General features: G+C 53.8%; 18 protein-coding genes and 1 pseudogene. 3 read left to right on the top strand and 16 right to left on the bottom strand.

Annotated elements, in window-relative coordinates:
- Nucleotides 1-34: 34 nt before the first annotated feature.
- The 3 genes from J4772_RS20510 to J4772_RS20520 are packed head-to-tail and all read right to left on the bottom strand — an operon-like array spanning nucleotide 35 to nucleotide 3,582.
- Nucleotides 35-1,720, bottom strand: coding sequence for an extracellular solute-binding protein (locus tag J4772_RS20510; RefSeq protein WP_209071182.1), 1,686 nt, complete (start codon nucleotides 1,718-1,720; stop codon nucleotides 35-37).
- Nucleotides 1,721-1,761: 41 nt separating this feature from the next.
- The gene (locus J4772_RS20515) at nucleotides 1,762-2,646 is read right to left on the bottom strand and encodes a carbohydrate ABC transporter permease (protein WP_116062155.1); all 885 of its coding nucleotides are present in this window, start codon (nucleotides 2,644-2,646) and stop codon (nucleotides 1,762-1,764) included.
- A 15-nt stretch (nucleotides 2,647-2,661) separates the two neighbouring features.
- The gene (locus J4772_RS20520) at nucleotides 2,662-3,582 is read right to left on the bottom strand and encodes an ABC transporter permease (RefSeq protein WP_209071183.1); all 921 of its coding nucleotides are present in this window, start codon (nucleotides 3,580-3,582) and stop codon (nucleotides 2,662-2,664) included.
- 146 nt (nucleotides 3,583-3,728) lie between these two features.
- Here J4772_RS20520 and J4772_RS20525 point away from each other — a divergent pair, with 146 nt between their 5' ends.
- Together J4772_RS20525 and J4772_RS20530 are read left to right on the top strand one after the other, a co-directional pair.
- Nucleotides 3,729-4,478 (top strand): glycoside hydrolase family 16 protein, encoded by a 750-nt coding sequence (locus J4772_RS20525; RefSeq protein ID WP_209071184.1) that lies wholly within the window; start codon nucleotides 3,729-3,731, stop codon nucleotides 4,476-4,478.
- 55 nt (nucleotides 4,479-4,533) lie between these two features.
- Nucleotides 4,534-4,794 carry a hypothetical protein gene (locus tag J4772_RS20530; RefSeq protein ID WP_209071185.1) on the top strand — a complete coding sequence of 87 codons (261 nt, stop codon included), beginning with the start codon at nucleotides 4,534-4,536 and terminating at the stop codon, nucleotides 4,792-4,794.
- A gap of 290 nt (nucleotides 4,795-5,084) precedes the next feature.
- Here the strand turns inward: J4772_RS20530 and yunB are convergent, their stop codons facing one another.
- The 13 genes and pseudogenes from yunB to J4772_RS20600 all read right to left on the bottom strand — a co-directional run bounded on the left by yunB (nucleotide 5,085) and on the right by J4772_RS20600 (nucleotide 17,895).
- On the bottom strand, nucleotides 5,085-6,038 hold the full coding sequence (yunB, locus tag J4772_RS20535) for a sporulation protein YunB (protein WP_209071186.1): 954 nt from the start codon (nucleotides 6,036-6,038) through the stop codon (nucleotides 5,085-5,087).
- A gap of 283 nt (nucleotides 6,039-6,321) precedes the next feature.
- Entirely contained in the window at nucleotides 6,322-6,819 is a 498-nt protein-coding gene (locus tag J4772_RS20540) for an LURP-one-related/scramblase family protein (protein ID WP_209071187.1), read from the bottom strand.
- Nucleotides 6,820-6,871: 52 nt separating this feature from the next.
- Nucleotides 6,872-7,366, bottom strand: coding sequence for an LURP-one-related/scramblase family protein (locus J4772_RS20545; protein WP_209071188.1), 495 nt, complete (start codon nucleotides 7,364-7,366; stop codon nucleotides 6,872-6,874).
- A gap of 472 nt (nucleotides 7,367-7,838) precedes the next feature.
- A complete protein-coding gene (locus J4772_RS20550; RefSeq protein ID WP_209071189.1) occupies nucleotides 7,839-8,657 on the bottom strand; it encodes an MBL fold metallo-hydrolase in 819 nt (272 codons plus the stop codon).
- Nucleotides 8,658-8,662: 5 nt separating this feature from the next.
- Nucleotides 8,663-9,199: a hypothetical protein gene (locus tag J4772_RS20555; protein ID WP_209071190.1), complete on the bottom strand. Its 537-nt coding sequence runs from the start codon at nucleotides 9,197-9,199 to the stop codon at nucleotides 8,663-8,665.
- A gap of 166 nt (nucleotides 9,200-9,365) precedes the next feature.
- Nucleotides 9,366-10,448, bottom strand: a pseudogene (locus tag J4772_RS37080) (RNA-guided endonuclease InsQ/TnpB family protein).
- Between the two features lie 9 nt (nucleotides 10,449-10,457).
- Nucleotides 10,458-10,631, bottom strand: a complete 174-nt coding sequence (locus tag J4772_RS20570) for a hypothetical protein (protein WP_209071193.1) — start codon at nucleotides 10,629-10,631, stop codon at nucleotides 10,458-10,460.
- A gap of 18 nt (nucleotides 10,632-10,649) precedes the next feature.
- The gene (locus J4772_RS20575) at nucleotides 10,650-11,483 is read right to left on the bottom strand and encodes a carbohydrate ABC transporter permease (protein ID WP_209071194.1); all 834 of its coding nucleotides are present in this window, start codon (nucleotides 11,481-11,483) and stop codon (nucleotides 10,650-10,652) included.
- Nucleotides 11,484-11,496: 13 nt separating this feature from the next.
- Entirely contained in the window at nucleotides 11,497-12,378 is an 882-nt protein-coding gene (locus J4772_RS20580; protein WP_116062145.1) for a carbohydrate ABC transporter permease, read from the bottom strand.
- 64 nt (nucleotides 12,379-12,442) lie between these two features.
- A complete protein-coding gene (locus J4772_RS20585; RefSeq protein ID WP_209071195.1) occupies nucleotides 12,443-13,813 on the bottom strand; it encodes an ABC transporter substrate-binding protein in 1,371 nt (456 codons plus the stop codon).
- A 91-nt stretch (nucleotides 13,814-13,904) separates the two neighbouring features.
- On the bottom strand, nucleotides 13,905-15,500 hold the full coding sequence (locus J4772_RS20590) for a response regulator (protein WP_209071196.1): 1,596 nt from the start codon (nucleotides 15,498-15,500) through the stop codon (nucleotides 13,905-13,907).
- Entirely contained in the window at nucleotides 15,493-17,301 is a 1,809-nt protein-coding gene (locus J4772_RS20595; RefSeq protein WP_209071197.1) for a cache domain-containing sensor histidine kinase, read from the bottom strand. The genes J4772_RS20590 and J4772_RS20595 overlap by 8 nt, the downstream gene beginning before the upstream one ends.
- Before the next feature lie 168 nt (nucleotides 17,302-17,469).
- Nucleotides 17,470-17,895 (bottom strand): GreA/GreB family elongation factor, encoded by a 426-nt coding sequence (locus J4772_RS20600; protein ID WP_181917783.1) that lies wholly within the window; start codon nucleotides 17,893-17,895, stop codon nucleotides 17,470-17,472.
- 249 nt (nucleotides 17,896-18,144) lie between these two features.
- Here J4772_RS20600 and J4772_RS20605 point away from each other — a divergent pair, with 249 nt between their 5' ends.
- Nucleotides 18,145-18,963, top strand: a complete 819-nt coding sequence (locus tag J4772_RS20605; RefSeq protein ID WP_209071198.1) for an SPL family radical SAM protein — start codon at nucleotides 18,145-18,147, stop codon at nucleotides 18,961-18,963.
- Nucleotides 18,964-18,984: the final 21 nt, after the last annotated feature.

Here is an 18,984-nt window from a genome sequence, read left to right on the forward strand (position 1 = left end):
ATGCGGGACGGCCTCATTAACTTTGATATTCAGGTTATTGCGCCATTTTAGCTTTGCGAGCGTCCAGCTCGTTTTGACGGTAGGTCATGACCTGCTCGAAGCCGTAATTGTCGCGCTTGGACAGGAAGCTCTCGAAAATTTTATCGAAGGCGGCATCGTCCTTGGCGGTAATCAGCTCAGGAACGACTTCCTCCCAAGTTTGCGCGATCCGCGACCACGATACCGCAACCTCGGAATCGCCGAGCGGGTCCAAACCTTTGTAGATGCCGCTGTCGATATCGGCTTGCGCATTGGCGAAGTCTTCCATCTGCTTGATGACAGGAGCTTTCTCCGGACGCCATTGATTGACGATAACCGGGTTGCGCATCATCCAGTACGTATCCATAATGCCGTATTCTTTCTCCAGCTTTTCGATATCGGTATCCAGCAATTGCACCATTTCCGGCTTCAGTGTCGGCTTGTCGCCCACCATATCCCACATCTCGCCTTCTTTGCCGAGGAACAGGTCTCTCTGCCCTTCTTCGCTGGCCAGATAAGTTAAGAAACGGATCGCGCGTTCGGGGCTTTTGGTCGACTTGCTGATCATCGTGACCATCCAGCCGTCCATGTTGCCCGGGAACAGCTTGGCGCTGTCGCCGTTGCTGTTTTGCGGTCCGTCAACCGCGATATAGTAGGAATCCGGGTTCTCGCTTGCGGCCAGCATCGGGTTAACCGCCGCCATGCCGTTCCATTCGCGAACCATCATAAAATACCGTCCGTTGTTTGTTTTTTCCTCTACTTGGGTATCGGAATCGACGAGGAAATCGACATTGATCAGTCCGCGCTCATAGGCGGTACGGAACGTTTTCAGCCATGCGATATAGTTGGGATCGGTCATACGGTCGTATACTTTGCCGTCCTTCTCGTACGGAACGGCCAACAGGTTTTGCAAATACTCGGTCATTCCGTAAGGAACGTTGCCTTGTGCGAAGAACGGACTCATCGGCTGGCCTTTGTACTGGGAGTACTTATCCTTCAGCAATTGCAGCGCGTTCAAGAAACCTTCCGGCGTCGACAAATCCGGGCTGCCCATCTCCTCGTACAAATCCTTGCGCACGAGGAACGTCTGGTTAGCGGCGGTCATACCGGTCTCATGCATCAGATTCGGGCTGTAGGAATCGTTCGGGATGCCGTAGGTATTGCCGTTTTCTTGGCGATACCACTTCAACGTGCCGTCGCCCGCCACCTTGTAGAAATAAGGATCATACTGATCCGCCAGCTCGTTCAGGGCATACACGTGATCGCCTTCCCACAGCTTTTTGACAGCGGTTTCCCAAGAGCCCATGCTGATCAAATCGGGCAGCTTGCCGGAGGTCATCATCAGCGTCATCTGCTCGTTGGCGTCGCCGGAAGGCACTTCGATCTTCACGTTAACGCCCGTCTTCTCGGTAATGTACTTGGAGTTCAAGCTGTCGCCCCAAGTGCGACCGTACCAGGAAGCGCCTACAAACCAGGTCAGATCGACAGGGCTCGTATCCAGCTTCCATGCGGCCTCGTCGGCAGTAAGCGCCGGAGCGCTCGCCACGCTCGATGCGCTCTCGGACGGCTGCGCGGAGCTAGCGGACGGCTGGGCCGACGGCTTATTTTCACCATTGTCGGACTTCGAGCATGCGGCCAAGCTGAGCGCCAGTACTGCCGCTAAAATCAGAGCCATGCCGGGTTGAAATAATTTGCGCTTCATTGCATGTTCATCCTCTCTTTATTGTCATTATATATTTTTGCTTACCCCTTAATCGCGCCGATCATGACCCCTTTGACGAGATAGCGCTGAATAAAGGGATAGAACACCAGAATAGGCAGCGTGGCGACCATCATGGAAGCGAACTTGATGGAGTTGCCCGGCAGCTTCGCGCCGAACTGCGCCATCGCCTGCTGCTGCATAAGCGACATCGAATTTTCCGCAATAATCTTAAACAGGATCGTCTGCATCGGCAAAATGTCCTGAGAACGAATGTAGATCACACCTTGGTAATAATCGTTCCAATGATAGACGGCGGAAAATAACGCGATTGTCGCCAGAACGGCCATACTGTTGGGCAGCACGATTCGGAACAGAACGCCGTAGTCCGAAGCTCCGTCGACTTTGGCCGACTCCTCCAGGCTATCGGGAATCGTGCGGAAGAAGCTGATAAAGATGACCATATTAAAGAAGGAATACATCGCCGGGATGATAAACACCATGAAGTTGTCGTACAGTCCCAGCTTCGTCATCAAGATAAACGTCGGAATCAATCCGCCGGAGAACAGCATCGTGATCAGCGCGATTTTCATGTATACCTTGCGGCCGATCAGGTAAGATTTGCTCAGGCCGTAAGCGACAATCGCCGTAAACAAGACGTGCACGACGGTTCCGAACACCGTACGCAAGATCGTAATGACAAAGCCGTTCATCAGTACTTTGTCGTTAAATACGACGCTATAGCTCGCCAGCGAGAACTCCTTCGGAAACCAGTTGACCGTGCCCAGCAAAGCTTGCTTGGGCGCATTAAACGAGTTGATGAATACGAACCACATCGGATACAGCGTGGCGAAACAGACGAGAATCATCAGCAAACCGTTGAAGAGATCAAAGACGCCGAAGCGCCCGAATTTCCCCTGCCTTCCCATCGTTCTCCCTCCTTATCAGAAAATGCCTTCGCCGCTTAGTTTTTTGGATGCCGAGTTCGCCATGAACAACAGCGCCAACGCCACAATAGAGCGGGCAAACAGAACGGCCGTCGAGAAGGAGTGGCGACCGGATACGAGACCCATGTTGTACACGTACAGGTCCAGGCTTTCGGCCATCTTCAGATTCATGTTGTTCTTGAGCATAAAAATTTGGTCGAAGTTACTGCCGAGCATTCCTGCGACTGCGAGAATAAACAAAATCGCGATAGTCGGGCGTATGCATTGAATCGTAATATGCCACATCCGCTGCCAACGGTTGGCCCCGTCCAGCTCCGCGGCCTCGTACAAGCCCGGGTCGACGCCGGAGATCGCCGCGATATAAATGATTGCGCCCCATCCGGTTTCCTTGAGCGTGTCGGAGAAATACGTAATCCACCAGAAATATTTCGGATCGCTGATGTACAGAATCTCGCGCTCTTGAAAGCCAAGCCCGATCAGGATCTGGTTGATGACGCCGCCCTCGCCCAGCCAGTTCAGCATAATGCCGCCGAAAATCGTCCAGGCAATAAAGTGCGGCAGATACGAAATCGTCTGAACGGTGCGTTTAAAGCGCATGCTGCGAACTTCATTGAGCAGCAGAGCGAACAGCAGCGGAATCGGGAAGCCCAGCGCCAGCTTGATCGCGCTCATCCCCAGCGTATTGCGTATGGAACGCCAGAAGCGCTCATCCGAGGTAAAGGCCTCAAAATGCTTCCATCCGACAAAAGGAGACTGTAGCATCGGCTTGGCAATGCTGTAATCCATAAAAGCAATAATGAGCCAAAACATCGGAATGTAACAAAAGATGAACATCCAGACGATGCCGGGAACGACCATGCTCTGTAATTGCCATTGCCTAAAAAACGCTTTCATCTGTCCAGTTTTATGTTGGCCCATCTTGCCTGCCTCCTTCTCTTCCATCGTAGAAAAATAGACGCGCGAAAAAAAGGCCACTGTTTTTGAAACTATCCCATTTTTTTAGGTTTGTTTGACTCGCCGCGGAAATTCAGTATTCTGGGGATAAACGGAGAGGGGTGTGCGAGTTGAACAAGCTGATTTGGCAGCAGGATTTTACGCAGCAAGGCGCCGACTTGAGCGCATGGAACATTCGGAAGGGGAACGACCTGCTCGACGAAGAGGGCAACGCCATCCAACCGGGCTGGGGCAACGGGGAGCAGCAGTTTTATACGGGAAATTCGGAAAATCTCTATTTGGATGAAAACGGATTGAATTTGCGGGCTTGCCGGGAAACGGTTGTGGCGGAGGACGGCAGGAGCTTCGGGTATACGTCTGTACGGATGGATACGAAGGACCGCTTCTTCTTCTGCTACGGCAGATTGACCGTTCGGGCCAAGCTGCCCGTGGGACAGGGGCTGTGGCCGGCGATCTGGCTGCTGCCGCAGCATCGCGCTTACGGCGATTGGCCGGCTTCCGGGGAAATCGATATGATGGAAGCCAAAGGCCGGCTGCCCGATCATGTCTTCGGCACGCTGCACTACGGCAAAGATTGGGACAATAAGAAGATCGACGAGTTCTCCTATCAATTTGATGATGGGGGCACAATTGGTGAGTTCCGCGATTACGTGCTGGAATGGTCGCCTGACGCCATGCGCTGGATCGTCGACGGACACTGCTACGCCGAGCGCCGTTTGGAGCCGGGTGTCATGCCGTTCGATCAGCCGTTCTACCTGGTGCTCAACCTCGCGGTAGGCGGCTGGTTCGACAACGTGCCGGTGGACGAATCCGCGCTTCCGGGCGTAATGACGGTTTCGGGGATTTGGGTTCATCAGTAGTTGGTAAGATGCAAAAACAAAACCCGCTCCTCCGGTTGGGAGGGCGGGTTTTGCTGTGTTCATTCTTGCGGACCGACGCTCCTCCGGTATCGGCAAGTCCGGCCTTCAAACTCCGGTTTATGGAGCGCTTAGCTCGATTCGCGTGGTCTGCTCAGCTCGATTCGCAGGGTCCGCTCAGCTTGATCTGCGAAGTCTGCTCAGCTCGATCCGCGGGTCCGCTCAGCTTGATCTGCGAAGTCTGCTCAGCTCGATCCGCGGGTCCGCTCAGCTTGATCTGCGAAGTCTGCTCAGGGGAGTAAACGGCATGTTGGTTTAAAGCGGATATTCCGCTTTAAATAGGCATCTAAGCCATTTTCGAGCCGAGTAAGGGGGATTTTCCGCTTTAATTTCGCAAATCCCCCTTTTTTTGAGAATTAATGCGGATTTTCCGCTCTAAATGGGCGATTTTCTCCTCAGTCTCGAAATTAACGCGGTTTATCCGCTTTAAATTTTCTCTCCCTTAGAAAAAAGAACAGGGCTCTGACCAGTATAATCTAGTCCGATTTTGCTGACCTAACGCAACTCTCTCTCTACTGAGCAACAGTGACTTCATCCAGTTAGTTTCAGTTACGGAGTATGAGTCGATGGCGCGACCGTTGCGTCGGGCGGAGGAAGAGCGATAGCAGGGGCCTGGGAAGCTCCGCTACCTACAGGGTTGCCGCTGCCATCGTAATAGTAGGACGGCACCTCGCCGACGACTAGAGCGTAGGAGAGCGGAATTTTCGTCTCCACGATTTCCGGCTCGCGGTCAAAGGGGATAACGACGGCGACTTCGGTGCGAATGCGGACGTACACCTCGACGAGCAGCATGTTGATGCCCGCCTCCGTCTGCTGCAAACCGACTTCCGCTTTGACCACGCTTGCCGGGTGAAAATTGACGGCGACGCTTGGACCAATGGACGAAATTAGCGGACTGTTCAATGCGTGGCCGATCGGGATACGTTCGGGAACATCCTCGTGCTGCTTCAACGTGCGTTCGACGACCTCGATTGTTTTTGCCGTAATGGCCATCTGCTGTTTATAATCCAGCTCGAATCCCGTAATTTTGCCTTCGTCGGTCGTTCGCCACAAAATCATTTTGTCCGACTCTGCCGCTCGGGCGAATTCGGCTTTAATCGCCGCGTTAATCGCATCGGCCGCTAACTGATTCACCTTCACCTTTGCCAGAAACATCATCGGCTGACGCAGCTCCCGATCCAGGAAAATCATGCCCTGGATCACGGCGAAGATAAGCAGCAGCACGACGATCAGCCAAACATGTTTGCGCTTCATCTTCGGACCCTGACGCTTTGTCGCCCACCGTTTGGCCGGCGCATAGCCTGAGTTGGAGCTTGAACTTGAACCGCCGCCCTTGACGGAAACACGTCGTCCCGTTCCCCATTTGCGCGGAACGGTTTTGACCGGAGATGAGCCAAGCCGAGGAAACAGCGATTTTCTCCCCCACCGTCGAGGAAGCGGCTTGAACGACGAACCTTCCCCAAGAAAGTTGATCGGAAAGCCTCTGCCCCATTTTCTTCGCATCGCTTAAACCTCCCTACGTTAGACCCTGATCAGGGTCGTCCCGGGATTTCTTGGTTCAAGCTTATGCTTGTCATCGGGCAAAAAGAAGCTCACGCAATCAAGTTGGCCGGAGAACTGGAAGCCGATTCGGTCCGGTTAGAACTGAAAACGGAAAGATACGGCGGCCGCATGCCATTGTAGTCGGGCTGCAACAGAGAAGTGCGGTGTGGCGGAGTTACAAGACGACTGTGCCGTCCTACAGTAGAACAATCATTTTCCTGGATCGCTTAACTATCCGCCCACTTCACCCCGCGCCGGCGCTGTTCTGTCGCTTCCGAATTTCGTGCATCCCCATAATAACGGCCACCCACTCGTAACCGTCGATCCGCCCGCTATGTACCGTCAAGCGGAATGCGGTCGATTCCAACCAGCCGCTTACTTTTTGGAACGATACAACGAGCTCGCCCTTGGCGTTTCTCACTTCGTAGTCCCGAGAGAAAGCCGGAGAGGTGATCTCGAATACCTCTTCTCCGTATCGGTCGTATTCGTATCTCTTGGACATAAACGTGAACCGGTATCTCAACACACCGCATTCTTCTCCGCTTGAGTCCGTCACACGCCACTTGTTGGACATCATCCGGAACTTGCCGCCAAATAACGGACCGCCACCGTCTCTTCCGAATACCTCCAACGACGATCCGAACGCATTGCGAAGGTCTATCTCCCCGATTGGCTCTTGATTTTCGTTGACGATTTCCGTTCTGCCGGCATTAAAGAAGTTGTCGCGAAAATACAGAATCATCTCTTGGCCCCCCCTTCATTTTGTCATTGGGCGGAAAGAAGCTTACGCTCCATCACCCCGTCCTGTCCATCCGCTTCTGAATCTCGTTTATCCCCATGACGACGGCCACCCACTCATAGCCGTCGATGATCCATCTTCTATGCACCGTCAGACGAAAGGCGGGCGATTCCAACCAGCGGTTCACCTTTTGGAACGATACGACGAGCTCGCCCTTGTCGTTTCTAATCTCGTATTTCCGCGAAAACAAAGAAGCCTTGATCTTGAATCCCCCTACTCCGCAACGGTCGTATTCGTACCGCTCAAACAGGGACAACCATTGGCACTTGAGCATACCGCATTCTTCACCGGTTGCGTCCGTCACGGCCCACTTATGGGACAGCATTCGGAACTTGCCGCCGAACAGTGGACCGTCGCCGTCTCTTCCGAACACCGCCATCGACGTTCTGAATACGCTGAGCAAGCCGATTACCCCGACCGGCTCTTCATGTTCGTTGACGATTTCTATCCTCCCGCCATTAAAGGCCTTCTCCCGAAAACATAGGATCATCTCGAGTCCTCCCCCTCCGCCGGCTGTATTTTCTGGCTGTATTTTTTCGCTGCATACTGGCGTTATACGGAACAGCAGGAAAAGCAGTACAAAACAATCAATTTGCTTGTAGGATAATCCAGGAGTTGATAATTCATATTTCGACAGATTCCCTAAAATTCCCTTCTTTTGTATTAACCTCGATGTTTGCCTTTGCTCGACAACTTTGTTCGCTCAGTCCCCTCCACTCAGCGCCAAAACTGGTCTAAGTCGCTCTCGTAACGGTCTGGGAGACCGTTAAAGTCATGCAAACTCTCAATTTCGCTCTCGTAACGGTCCGGGAGACCGTTAGAAGCAGGCAAACCCTCGATTTCCCACTCGTAACGGTCCGCCAGGCCGTAACGGGCAGTCGCCAATCGGTCACAAAAAAGAGCTGTCTCGCAAGACCCCATAAGGCCCGCGAAACAGCTCCGCTTATATCTCCAATAGTTAGTTACAGTTCAACCGTCAAACCATCGTAAGCCACTTCCATGCCGTGAGGCTCGAAAATTCCGCACAAGTCGGTATGCGACAGGCCGCCGTTATGCGAGAAGTGGGTGACGACGATGCGAGCGTCCGCGTTCAACATGCCGTATTGCTCCATTCTGGCTTTTGCCTCCAGCACGGCGTCGACGTTCATGTGCGATTTCCAGTAGTCGACTTTGCCCATCGTGCATTCGAAAACGACGAGATCGAGCTTCTTGTCCTTCAGCCACTCCCAGGTTTCCTCGGGGAACTTGCCGGAGTCGTGGCCGTAGAAAATCGCTTTGTCGTTCTTCTCGATATAGTAGAGATGACAAGTTTCGTTCTGGTCGTGCGCAGCGAGCAGCGGAACGGCGGTTCCCGTCTGCAGCTCTACCTTCTCGTAAGTACGGAGCCGATGAAGCTTGTAGCAGTCCTTTACTCCCCCGTTCGCCTCGAATACCTGGCGAATCTTCGCCAAAGTAATGTCGTTGCCGTATACGTGAATCGGACGCTCCTGCGCCTGCGCATATCCCGGAAATCTCGCGACAAGATCCTCCGCATACAGATGGTCGGAGTGGGAGTGCGTGAACAGCAAATCCTTGACCTGATCGAGATCGATTCCGTCGCGGTGCATATGCAGCAAGGTGTCCGGAGGAAAATCGACCTTCAGGTCGTCGTCAATCATGACGGATGTGCGCGTGCGTAACTCTTTGCCCCCGATTTGCTTAGCCTTCGCGCACAGCGCGCAACCGCAGAACAAAGACGGAATGCCCTCGAAAGCGGCAGTTCCAAGAAAACGGACTTTCATGCTCTTCATCGCTCCCCATCGATAAAAGTGTAGGACCGCCGCAAATGAAGCAGTCCCGACGGCGGCATCTTCAGCCGATGCACGCCCTCGTCCAAACGGACGTTTACTCTAGAGATTTCCGAGCCGCCGCAATCGAGAACGGTCATCGTCCCCACCAGCTCCTCTCCAAGCTGGACGATGATCGCGTCGTCCGCCGTTCCGTTGACGAACAAATAATTGTCCGACCGCACGTCCGCTTTCGCAACGACGCCCTGCCCGTACACCGCCGCCAAATAGCGGCGCCCGTCGCGCGTATAGACGACCGGGCACAGAAAATCGGGCGCGGACGGGCGCAGCGGTGCGTAGAGCAAGTTGTTCAGGCAATCGGCGACGCGGAACATGTTGCCGTATTTGCGCATGAGCGGGACGATATACTTCTGCCGGAACTCGATCATGACGTCCGGCTTAACCGCCCGCATCCGCTCCATTACATCGGACAATAGACGGTCGACCGCCTCGGATACGGAGTCGTAATCTCTTCCTTCGCTAAGAGTATACCTCATCTCCTCCGACAAGGTGAATTGAATGTTCCCACCGCCTAAGAGGCGAGGGCTTCTTGTTTCAATGATCGCTGCCTTCCTCAAAAGAAAGGTCTAACATGATCTCCACAAGCGTTCGATGCCGCTGGCATCCCGTTCGGGGCAAACCCTCCCTACGGTGTGTAGTCCATCAAGCTGCGCTATTCAAAACCCTCTGCAAAATAATCTTGGCTGAGACGATGTCTCGGTCCTGAACCAGTCCGCATCTTTCGCATTCATGAAGCCGGATGGCCAATGTTTTCGGCACATCTACGCCGCATACACAGGTCTGCGATGTGCCGTGGGCGGGCACTTGTACGAATCGCTTCCCCTGTCTTTTGGCTTTGTAGGACAAATAGGCGATAAACTTTCGCCATCCGGCATCGGAAATGCTTTTGGACAGACGGCGGTTGCGGATCATCTTCCTTACCTTCAATTGCTCTGCTGCGATCAGATCATGACTCTGAACGATGCGATACGATTGTTTGTGCAAAAAATCTTTCCGCTGACGCGCGACCTTTTGGTGAATTTTCGCAACCTTCTTCTTCGCTTTCAACCGGTTGCAGGAACCGCGTTGTTTGCGGGAAAGACGCCGCTAGGCGCGTTTCAGCCGCTTCTCCGCTTTTCGCAGATACCGTGGGTTATCCACTTTCGTCTCGTTGGACAGCGCCGCAAATGTACGCAGGCCTACGTCGATACCCACGGCCGTCTCCACCGCCTTGTTTGCTTCCGCTGTCGCTATTTTTACGCTGATATTGGCTGTCCATCCGTCTACATACCTTTTCACATTGATTTGTGTCACGTTTGCTTGGTCGAAGGGGCGGTGAGCCTTCATGCGGACAAAACCGATTTTGGACAAATATACAAATCCATCGTTCGCAAATGTCTGGCTTACTGCGCCAGGCTGGGGGTACGTAAAGGAGGTATTTCTATCCATTGACTTGTAATGGGGAAATCCCGCCTCGCCGCGAAAGAAACGCTGATAGGCCACGTCCAGACGCCGCAGACAATCTTGAAGCACTTGCGAATGGACTTCCTTGTATTCGGGGAATTCTTTCTTGAAGGCGGGCAATGCATTCTGTTGCATCGTATAGCTGACCGTTTTCCCCTCTTGCTGATAGGCAGTATCCCGCTGTTCCTTGGCTCGATTGTACAGCTTCCGGCACAAGTCCAATGTTCGATTCATTTGTTGCTCTTGTTCAGAAGTCGGATAAAGGCGAAACTGAAACGTAATTTCCTTAACCTAACCGAGATTCATCCCCTCCCTGTAGAAGAAGGAGACTTCTCCCTCCATCGCGAAACGATAGTACGCGATGCCCTCGCCTTCGCCATGCGCCACAGGCTCGACCGAGAATCTGAACTCCCTATCCTCGCTCCCGCTCCGAACCTCGATATCTATTCGATCTGTTCGTACCATTTTGATGCCAATCCCCCTTTACCCTTTGACGGCCGAGCTGACGGTCAGCGCCTTCTCGATCTGCTCGGAGAACAGCAGGTAGACGAGAATCGTCGGAATGGTCGAGATGACCATTACCGCGCCCATCGCGCCCCAATCCGAGCCGAACTGCGTCTGGAAGTACAGCAGGCCGAGCGGCAGCGTCTTCAGCGCGTTGTCGCTGATCATGATCAGCGCGACGAGGAATTCGTTCCAGGCGAACAGGAAGACGAAGATGCTGACCGACGCGATCGCCGGCTTCACGAGCGGTACCATGATGCGGAAGAACGTCGTATATATGCTAGCGCCGTCAATCGCAGCGGACTCTTCGATTTCATAGGGCAACGACCGGAAGAACGCGTAGAAAATGATCGTCGCAAAAGAAAGCTGAAAGGCGACGTAAGGAACGATAACCGCGAAATAGCTGTTCTGCAGATGCATGTCGCGAACGAGAATGAGCAGCGGAATAAGGATGATCTGCATCGGAATAAACATGCCCGAGGTCATATAGATCCGGCTCGCATTCGCGAATCTCCAGCGCATCCGGGCCGCCGCGTAAGAGAACATAAGCGCCAGGATAACTGTAAAAATTACCGTTCCGATCGAGACGATCAAGCTGTTCTTGAAATAAGCGACAATGTCGAACACGCCGAAAGCGTTGCTGTAATTTTCCAAGCGCCACTCATTTGGAATGCCGAATACGTTGGTCGAGAAAATTTCTTCGTTATCCTTAAACGAGTAGAATAGCAGCCAGACGAGCGGATACAGACTGACCAGCAAGAAGAACGAGAGCGGACCGTAAGTCAACGCTCGAGAAGCCAACCGTTTGAACATAGGATCCCCTCCGTTAGTAGCTGATTTTTTCCCTTGCGATAAACTTGTTGATCAGAATCGTAAAGATCAGGCACTCCAGCACCAGAACCGCGGCAGCGGCGGAACCGTAACCGTATTCGCCCGAACGGAACGCGGCTTTGTACATCATGAACGTCAGCGTGTACGAAATGTTCCCCGGTCCTCCGTTGGTCATGACGAACATGTTCTGGAACGCGTTAAGACCGCCTGTAATCGCGATAACGAGACAGAATTTGTACGTTTCGCTGAGCAGCGGAATCGTAATTTTCCAATGCATCTTCCAGAACGGCGCGCCGTCGATCGTCGCGGCTTCGTACAGCTGCTCGGGAATCGATTTGATCGCGGTGTAGATGAGCACGAGCTGGATGCCGAGATGATGCCATGCCCCGGAGAAAGCGATCGCCCAGATCGACGTATGCTCGCCGCTCAGCCAGGCTTGCTCGTACTGGATGCCGAACAGGTGGAACAGGCTGTTGATCAAGCCTCCGTCGGCGTTGTAGATTGCGATCCACAGCTGGGACACGACAACGCCGGACAATACGACCGGTACGAAATAGCTCGTCCGGAAAAACTTGCGTCCGCGCAAGCTCTTCGTGCTCAGCGCGATGGCGAGCAGCGTGCCTAGACCGATCTGGTAGACGACGAGGACGAGGGCGAAAATCAAGCCGTTCTTAAGCGATACCCAGAAATCGTCGTCGTCCAGCAGCCGGACGTAGTTATCGAAGCCGATAAAGCTCGGCGTAGACAGTCCATCCCAATCGAAGAAGCTCTTCTGGAACGTCTGAAGGATCGGATAGACGACGATGACGGTAAAGAACAGAAGCGTAGGCAAAGTAAACACGAGCAGCGCAATGTTGTAGCTTCTTTTGGAATTCATAAATCCTCCTTTCCGAAAAACAGGTCGTCCCAAGATGCCGGGGACAACCTGTTTTCGAGCTTGGTTATTTGCGAGCGTTCTCGAGCGCTTTGCTCATGTCCTTGATGTAGTCCTCGGGCTTTTGTCCCGCGAACAGCTTCTGCGTAATGTCTTCGACGGAAGTTTTGTATTTTGCGTTCTCGTAGCCCCATGCAAACGTTGTCATCGACTTGAAGTTCGCGGAATCGTCCGCGTACTTCTGCTGCACCGGGTTCAGGCCGTTTGTCGGAACGACTTTTTCGACAAGGATCGAGTTCGGGTCGGCCAACTGAATCACGCGCTGCTTGGCGAATTCGATCGAGAACAGCGCTGCGTATTTGGCTGCGGCTTCGACGTTTTTAGAGTTTTTGGATACCGCAAACCCTTGGTTAAAGCCTCCTCCGCTCATATTCCACTGCACTTGGTCCGCCTTGTCGGCGTCCGCGAGCGGGTTGTACATAATGTCGAGCTTATCGCCGAGGTTTTCGTACTGAGCTGCCATCGACCAAGCGCCGTTCAGCAGCATCGCCGCTTTGCCGGACTTGAATTGCGCCGCGGCGTCGTCTGCCGTCGTGTTGAACGCGTTTTTGCTCAGCAGACCCGCCTGAATGAGCTCGGCGATTTTCTGAGCGCCTTTCAGATACACTTCTTCAGAGAAGTCGCCTTCGCCGTTGTCCAGACGCTTCAACCCGCCCGGCTCGGCAGAGCCGACGACGGCCATATCGAACATAAGCACGCCCGGCCATTTTTCCTTCGCGAACAGCGCAAGCGGCGTGATATCCTTCGCTTTGAACGCTTTGACCGCTTCGAGGAGCTCGTCGTAGTTCGTCGGAACTTTGACGTTATGCTCTGCGAACAAATCTTTGTTGTAGTAGAACACGCCGGCCCATTGACCTACGTTCGGAACGGAGTAGGAGTGGCCGTCTTTGTTCCACAGCATCGGCTTGGAGCTTTCGTTCAGCAGCGACTCGATGTTCAGCTCCTTGACAACATCGTCCATCACATACAGGTTGTCGGATTTCTTCAACGTTTCGATCAATCCGCTGGAAGCGAAGAAGATGTCGGGCAGGCTTCCCGCCGCCGCATATGTCTTGATCTTCTGCTCGTCATCCTGCGCCGCCACTTCGAATTCGACGTCGACTTCCGGCATGGTCGTTTTCATAGCTTCCTTGGCCGCATCGTAGACCGGCATCTCGACGCCGCTGTATTGCGCATAGAACTTCAGCTTGATCGAGCCGGGCTCCGGAGCTTTCGTCTCCTCTGCGGGAGCGGAGCCGCTCGCGGATGCGGATGGCGAAACGGATGCGCTCGGCTGCGCGTTGTTGTCCTTATTGTCGGAGCCGCAGGCCGTCAACGAGAGCGCGACCATGGACAGCAGCGCCAGCATCGTTGCCGGCTTTTTCAAAAAATGGTTCACTGTATTTTTCCCCCTTGTCTTGTGGTCAATTTCATTGTAAACGGTTTTTTCTTGCCGCCGTGAGGGAAGAATCGGAACACATTTGTACATTTCAACCTCTTTGTCGGGTTGCCTCGTATTCGCTGGGAGACAGTCCGGTATGCCGTTTAAAGCTTTTGCTGAAATGCGCGGGATCGCCGTAGCCGACCATCTCCGCGACGTTCGTCAGTCGCAGATTGCGCCCGGAGGAGAGCAACTCCTTCGCCTTCTGCATCCTTGTCTCGAACAAATAATCGCTGACGCTCATGCCGAGCCCTTCCTTAAAAATTTTCAGCAAGTATCGCGGTTGAATGTAGAAGTGCTTGGCGACGTCCTCCACCTTTAACTGGCTGTCCATATAATGCGCATCGATGTATTCTCTGGCCGACGTCAGCAGGTTGCCGGACTTGGTACGCTTCATGCTTTTAGAGTGTCCCGCCACGCTCAAATACAGGTCGGCGATCCATTCGAACGCCTCGTCCAGCGACGACTTGTTCGTGATTGCCTCGAACGGGGAAAAGCTCGGCGGCAGAAAATCGTCCACCTGCTTGCCGATCTCGTAAATGTACGTCAGGCACAACGATACCAGCCCGGCCATGATCATGTGGATGTACTCGCCGGACAGCTGCCGATCGCGAATGTACTGCCGGATCTCCTCAAGAGCGCTCTTGATTTTCTCCTCCTCGTGCAGCCGCAGATGAATCAGCAAATTCTCGTTTATCTCGCTCGGATAAAAGCCAATATTCGCCGCCTTGGATGTCATATCGCGATAGACGAGTACGTCCGACCGGCTCATCGAAATTTTGTTGCGCAGCGCGATGACCGATTCCTTGTAGGAATGACGGATCGACGAGATTCCCTGTCCCGCCGTTCCGACGCCTACCGTCACGCCGAAGCCGAAATGCTTGGAAATGAGCGCGCACAGCTTGGCGTAACCGTCCGGAGTAAAACGCTCCGCCGCCTCTTCGTCCGAATATTGCAGCAGCGAGACAACGCGGTTTTCCGGTCCGTTAAAAGGGTAGCCGGTGCCTTCGATCTGGATCAGATCGTTCAGCAGATTGGCGATGATGTATTTGCGCAGACGGATTTCTCCCGAATCGGGCCATTGCTCGTGCAAATTGTCGATCTCGACCGAGGCGACTTGGAAAATACGGCCCGCTCCCATCTGGAATGTCTCCAACTGCTCGCGTATCGTCTCGTTGTCGTCGGCGTGTTCGTTGCTGATCAGCAGGTTCAGGAAGCTCTCCTTCCATACCCGGCGTTCCTTCAGCGATTTGTCGCGCTCGATGCGGCGCTTCTCCATTTCGCCCTTGATTTTGGCCAACGCCACGATCAGCTCTTCCTCGTCGAACGGCTTGAGAATGTAATCGTCGACGCCGATTTTCAGCGCCTGCCTTGCGTACTCGAATTCACTATGTCCGGTGACGAGCAGCACGAATACGGAAGGATGCTTCTCCTTGATCTTCGCCGCCAAATCCATTCCGTTCATATAGGGCATATTAATGTCGATGAAGGCGATGTCCGGGGTATCCCGTTCGATCAGCTCCAGCGCCTCCAGCCCGTTCTTCGCTTCGCCGCACAGGTCGAAGCCGTGCGCTTGCCAGTCGATTACCTTTTTGAAATAAGTCCGGAATACCGCCTCATCGTCTGCAAAAATAACTTTATACATGTTCCCGCTCTCCATTCGTCAAAGGGATTTCCACCGTAACCTCCGAGCCTTCTCCTGCCGCGCTGCGAATCCGCAGGCCGAACCGATCGCCGAAGTACAGCTTAATCCGCTCGTCTACGCTTTTCAGTCCGAAGGAATTGTTTTCCGGCTTGCCGTCTCTCCACCTGTCGAACTCCTCTTGCGGAAACCCGACTCCGTCGTCGGACACGCTTAGCACGATCCGGTCGATGCCGCGCCAGCCGGTCACCCGAATGTGTCCGAAGCTGCCCTTCTCCTTAAGACCATGATAGATAGCGTTCTCCACAAGCGGCTGCAGCGTCAGCTTCGGTATTGCGCAGTTCAGCAGCTCTGACGGAATATCGATGCGAAAATCAAATAGATCGGAATAGCGGGCGCTCTGGATGTACAGATAGCTTTCCAAATTACGCGCCTCTTCCCGCACCGTGATGATCTCTTTTCCGTTGCTCAGCGCAATCCGGTAGAAATCGGCCAGCGCTTTCGTCGCCTTGCCCGCTTCCTCGTTCTCCCCTGATTTGCATAGCACGTAAATGAGATCGAGCGTATTGTAAAAAAAATGCGGCTTGATCTGGTTCTGGACGAGCGCGAATTCGTATTCGCGCTTCAACTGCTGCTCTTCCTTCACCTTGACCAACAGATCGTTCACGCGCCCGAGCATAATGTTAAGACCGGAGCCGAGAATACCGATCTCGTCGCGGCTATTCACCTCCACCGGACGGTCGATGTTCTCGTCGCGTATACGTCCGACATGCTTGGCGAGCGAAATAATCGGCGTAGCGATCGCGCGGGACAGCACAATCGCGCCGACTAAGGCAAACAATAAGCACAGGCCGCCGACAATCAGAATGATGCGGGACACTTGGCGGGACTCCCGGGTCAAGTCTCGCAGCGCAACCTCGTTGACCAGCTTCCAGCCGGTCTGCCCGAAGGGGGTCGCCATCAGCAAAACCTTGCTGCCGTTCGCATCCTTCGTCTCTTTGAGCACAGCGTTCTCAGAATAAATCTCCGCCTTCCGTTCCGACTCGAGCGGCTGCAAAATCCGGCTCTCATCAGAGGAGGAAATAACGACTCCGCGTTCGTCGGCAATATAATAGCCAGTCGCCTGAGACGGGCCGACCGGATGATAGACGGAGGACAGCGTCTTCTCGCTGACATTCACGAACAGGTAGCCGAGCGTATCCATCGTCTCGGTATCCAATATTTTTTTGCCGACGGTGAGCACGGCCTTCTCCTTATTCATCACCCAGTAGTCTCTGCGTTCCATCGGAAACCACTTCATAATGCCGTTGCTCGCCTGCACTTCGCGGAACATCGCGCTGACCAGCGCTTCGGCGGTTCCTTGCGTCAGTTCAGCGTCCGTCGTGTACACGTTGCCGTAGCGATCGACGAACACCGCCGATTCGACCTCGCGAAAGATCAACTGGGCGAAATCCAGCTTGTTCTCGATTCGACTGCGCAGCGCGTGATCTTCGCTAAGCGGCTGGGAGCCGCCGAGCTCGTCGGGCGTCTCGGGCGTCTTCAGCTCGACCTCCTTGTTCAAATCCAGCATGGCGTTGTTGGCGAAGCTCTCCGCGTTGGCGACAATCGTATCGATTCTCGTCGTGATCAGGCGGGACTCGTCCTGCATATTCTTTTTCGTTTTGGCGATAATCGCCTCCGTATTGATCTGGTAGGATAGAACGCCCAGCAGCAGCAGGGGGATAAACACCAGAGGAAAATAAATAAAAATGATTTTATTTTGAATTCGTTGGTTTCTGAACCAATTGCCGGTTCCGTCCCTCATCGCTATCGGCTCCTTGTCGCAGGCTTTTGGATGAGTATCATCATAGCATAGACGCACGTTCGGCCAAACTTCAAAAAGGACCCCATTTCCGCCTTAGCGGAATTGAGGTCCTTTCGAATCCATATTGTATGTCCCTTTATTCTGGGTCTGCAAGCTGCGCCGACAGCGTTATTTTCTGTAGACGGTTTCAAACAGCATAACGCCGTAGCTGCCCGCCGGGGAATCGACCTCGATCCGGTCGCCTCTGCGGGCAAGCAGCAAGCGGCTGCCCAATGGCGACAAAAAGGAGATGTGGCCCAGGTCGGCGTCGATCTCGTGCGGCAATACGAGTTTATATTGCTCCTCCGAACCGTCGAGCTCATCGACGATCGTGACGGTTGAGCCGATCCATACGCAAGCATCGGTCTCGCCGATAATATCGCCATCCAGATAGGCTTGAATATGATCGCAGTATGCAGAGATTAAAGCGTGAATCGCATCTCTCTTAGCCGCGTCGGGATGCGCTTTTCTCAGCAGCTCGGACGTTTCCTTCTCGAAATAGGTCAACTGCTCCAGCAAATCTTCGCGAAACGCTGTCTCGACACTACGGCTCATACAGAGTTTCACCTTCCTTGCCCGCAGATACATACTCCGTCAGCAGCTTAAACAACGATTTCATAAACCGTTTCCTCCCTATAAGAAAATAGGCCCTCGCGAAAAGGGCCTTAACCGTATCATATCAGACTTACCGCTTTCCGACTAATAGGAATTATGCAATCTTGCCTTTTCATGCCAAAAAGCGTACATATGTTCACATTCGGAGTTATACTGGATATAGGAAATATCGCAGAAAGGGGAGACGACATGAAGCCGGATATACAGGACAAGCATCCGAAGACGCTGCTTAACAAAGGAACCGGATTCCTCGGCGGATACACGCATTCGCTGAATCCTTATACAGGCTGCACATTCGGCTGCTCCTATTGCTATGTGCGGCAAATGCCGGTAAACCTGTTCCGGGAAGGCGAATGGGGCGCATGGGTGGACGTAAAACGGGGAGCAGACGCACTGCTGCTTAAGGAGCTGCGCAAAGCTAAAGCCAAAGGCCCGGTGACGATCTTTATGTCGTCCAGCACAGACCCTTACCAGTCTATCGAGCATAAGGAGCAGGTGACACGATCGCTGCTGGAGGCAATGGCCGATGAGCCGCCCGACTTCTTGCTTGTGCAGACGCGCAGCCCGCTCGTGACCCGGGATATCGATCTGTTCGGACGTTTGGGCGATCGGGTGCGCGTCAGCATGACGGTCGAGACCGACCGGGAAGACATTCGCAAAGCCTTCTCCCCTTACGCCCCGCCGATCCCCGCCCGCTTGCATGCGCTGCGCGAGCTGACCGCCGCCGGAATTCCGACGCAAGCGGCGGTCGCTCCCGTGCTGCCTAGCACCGAAGCTTTCCCGGAGCTGCTGGCGCAAGCTACGGATCGCGTGTGCGTGGACGATTATTTTATGGGCGACGGCAGTGGAGGCACACGCACGCGCAGCTTGGGTATCCATTCGCTGTACGACAGGCTGGATCTGCAGGAATGGAACCGTCCGACAGCTTATCGAACCGTACTGGAGCGGCTTGGCCGAGCGTTCCCCTCCGAGCGGATATTCGTCAGTCGCGAAGGCTTCGAGCCGTAGAGAGGAACCCGCAAATTTCCT

The organism is Cohnella sp. LGH, assembly GCF_017671885.1.
In the GTDB taxonomy this organism is placed as follows: domain Bacteria; phylum Bacillota; class Bacilli; order Paenibacillales; family Paenibacillaceae; genus Cohnella; species Cohnella phaseoli.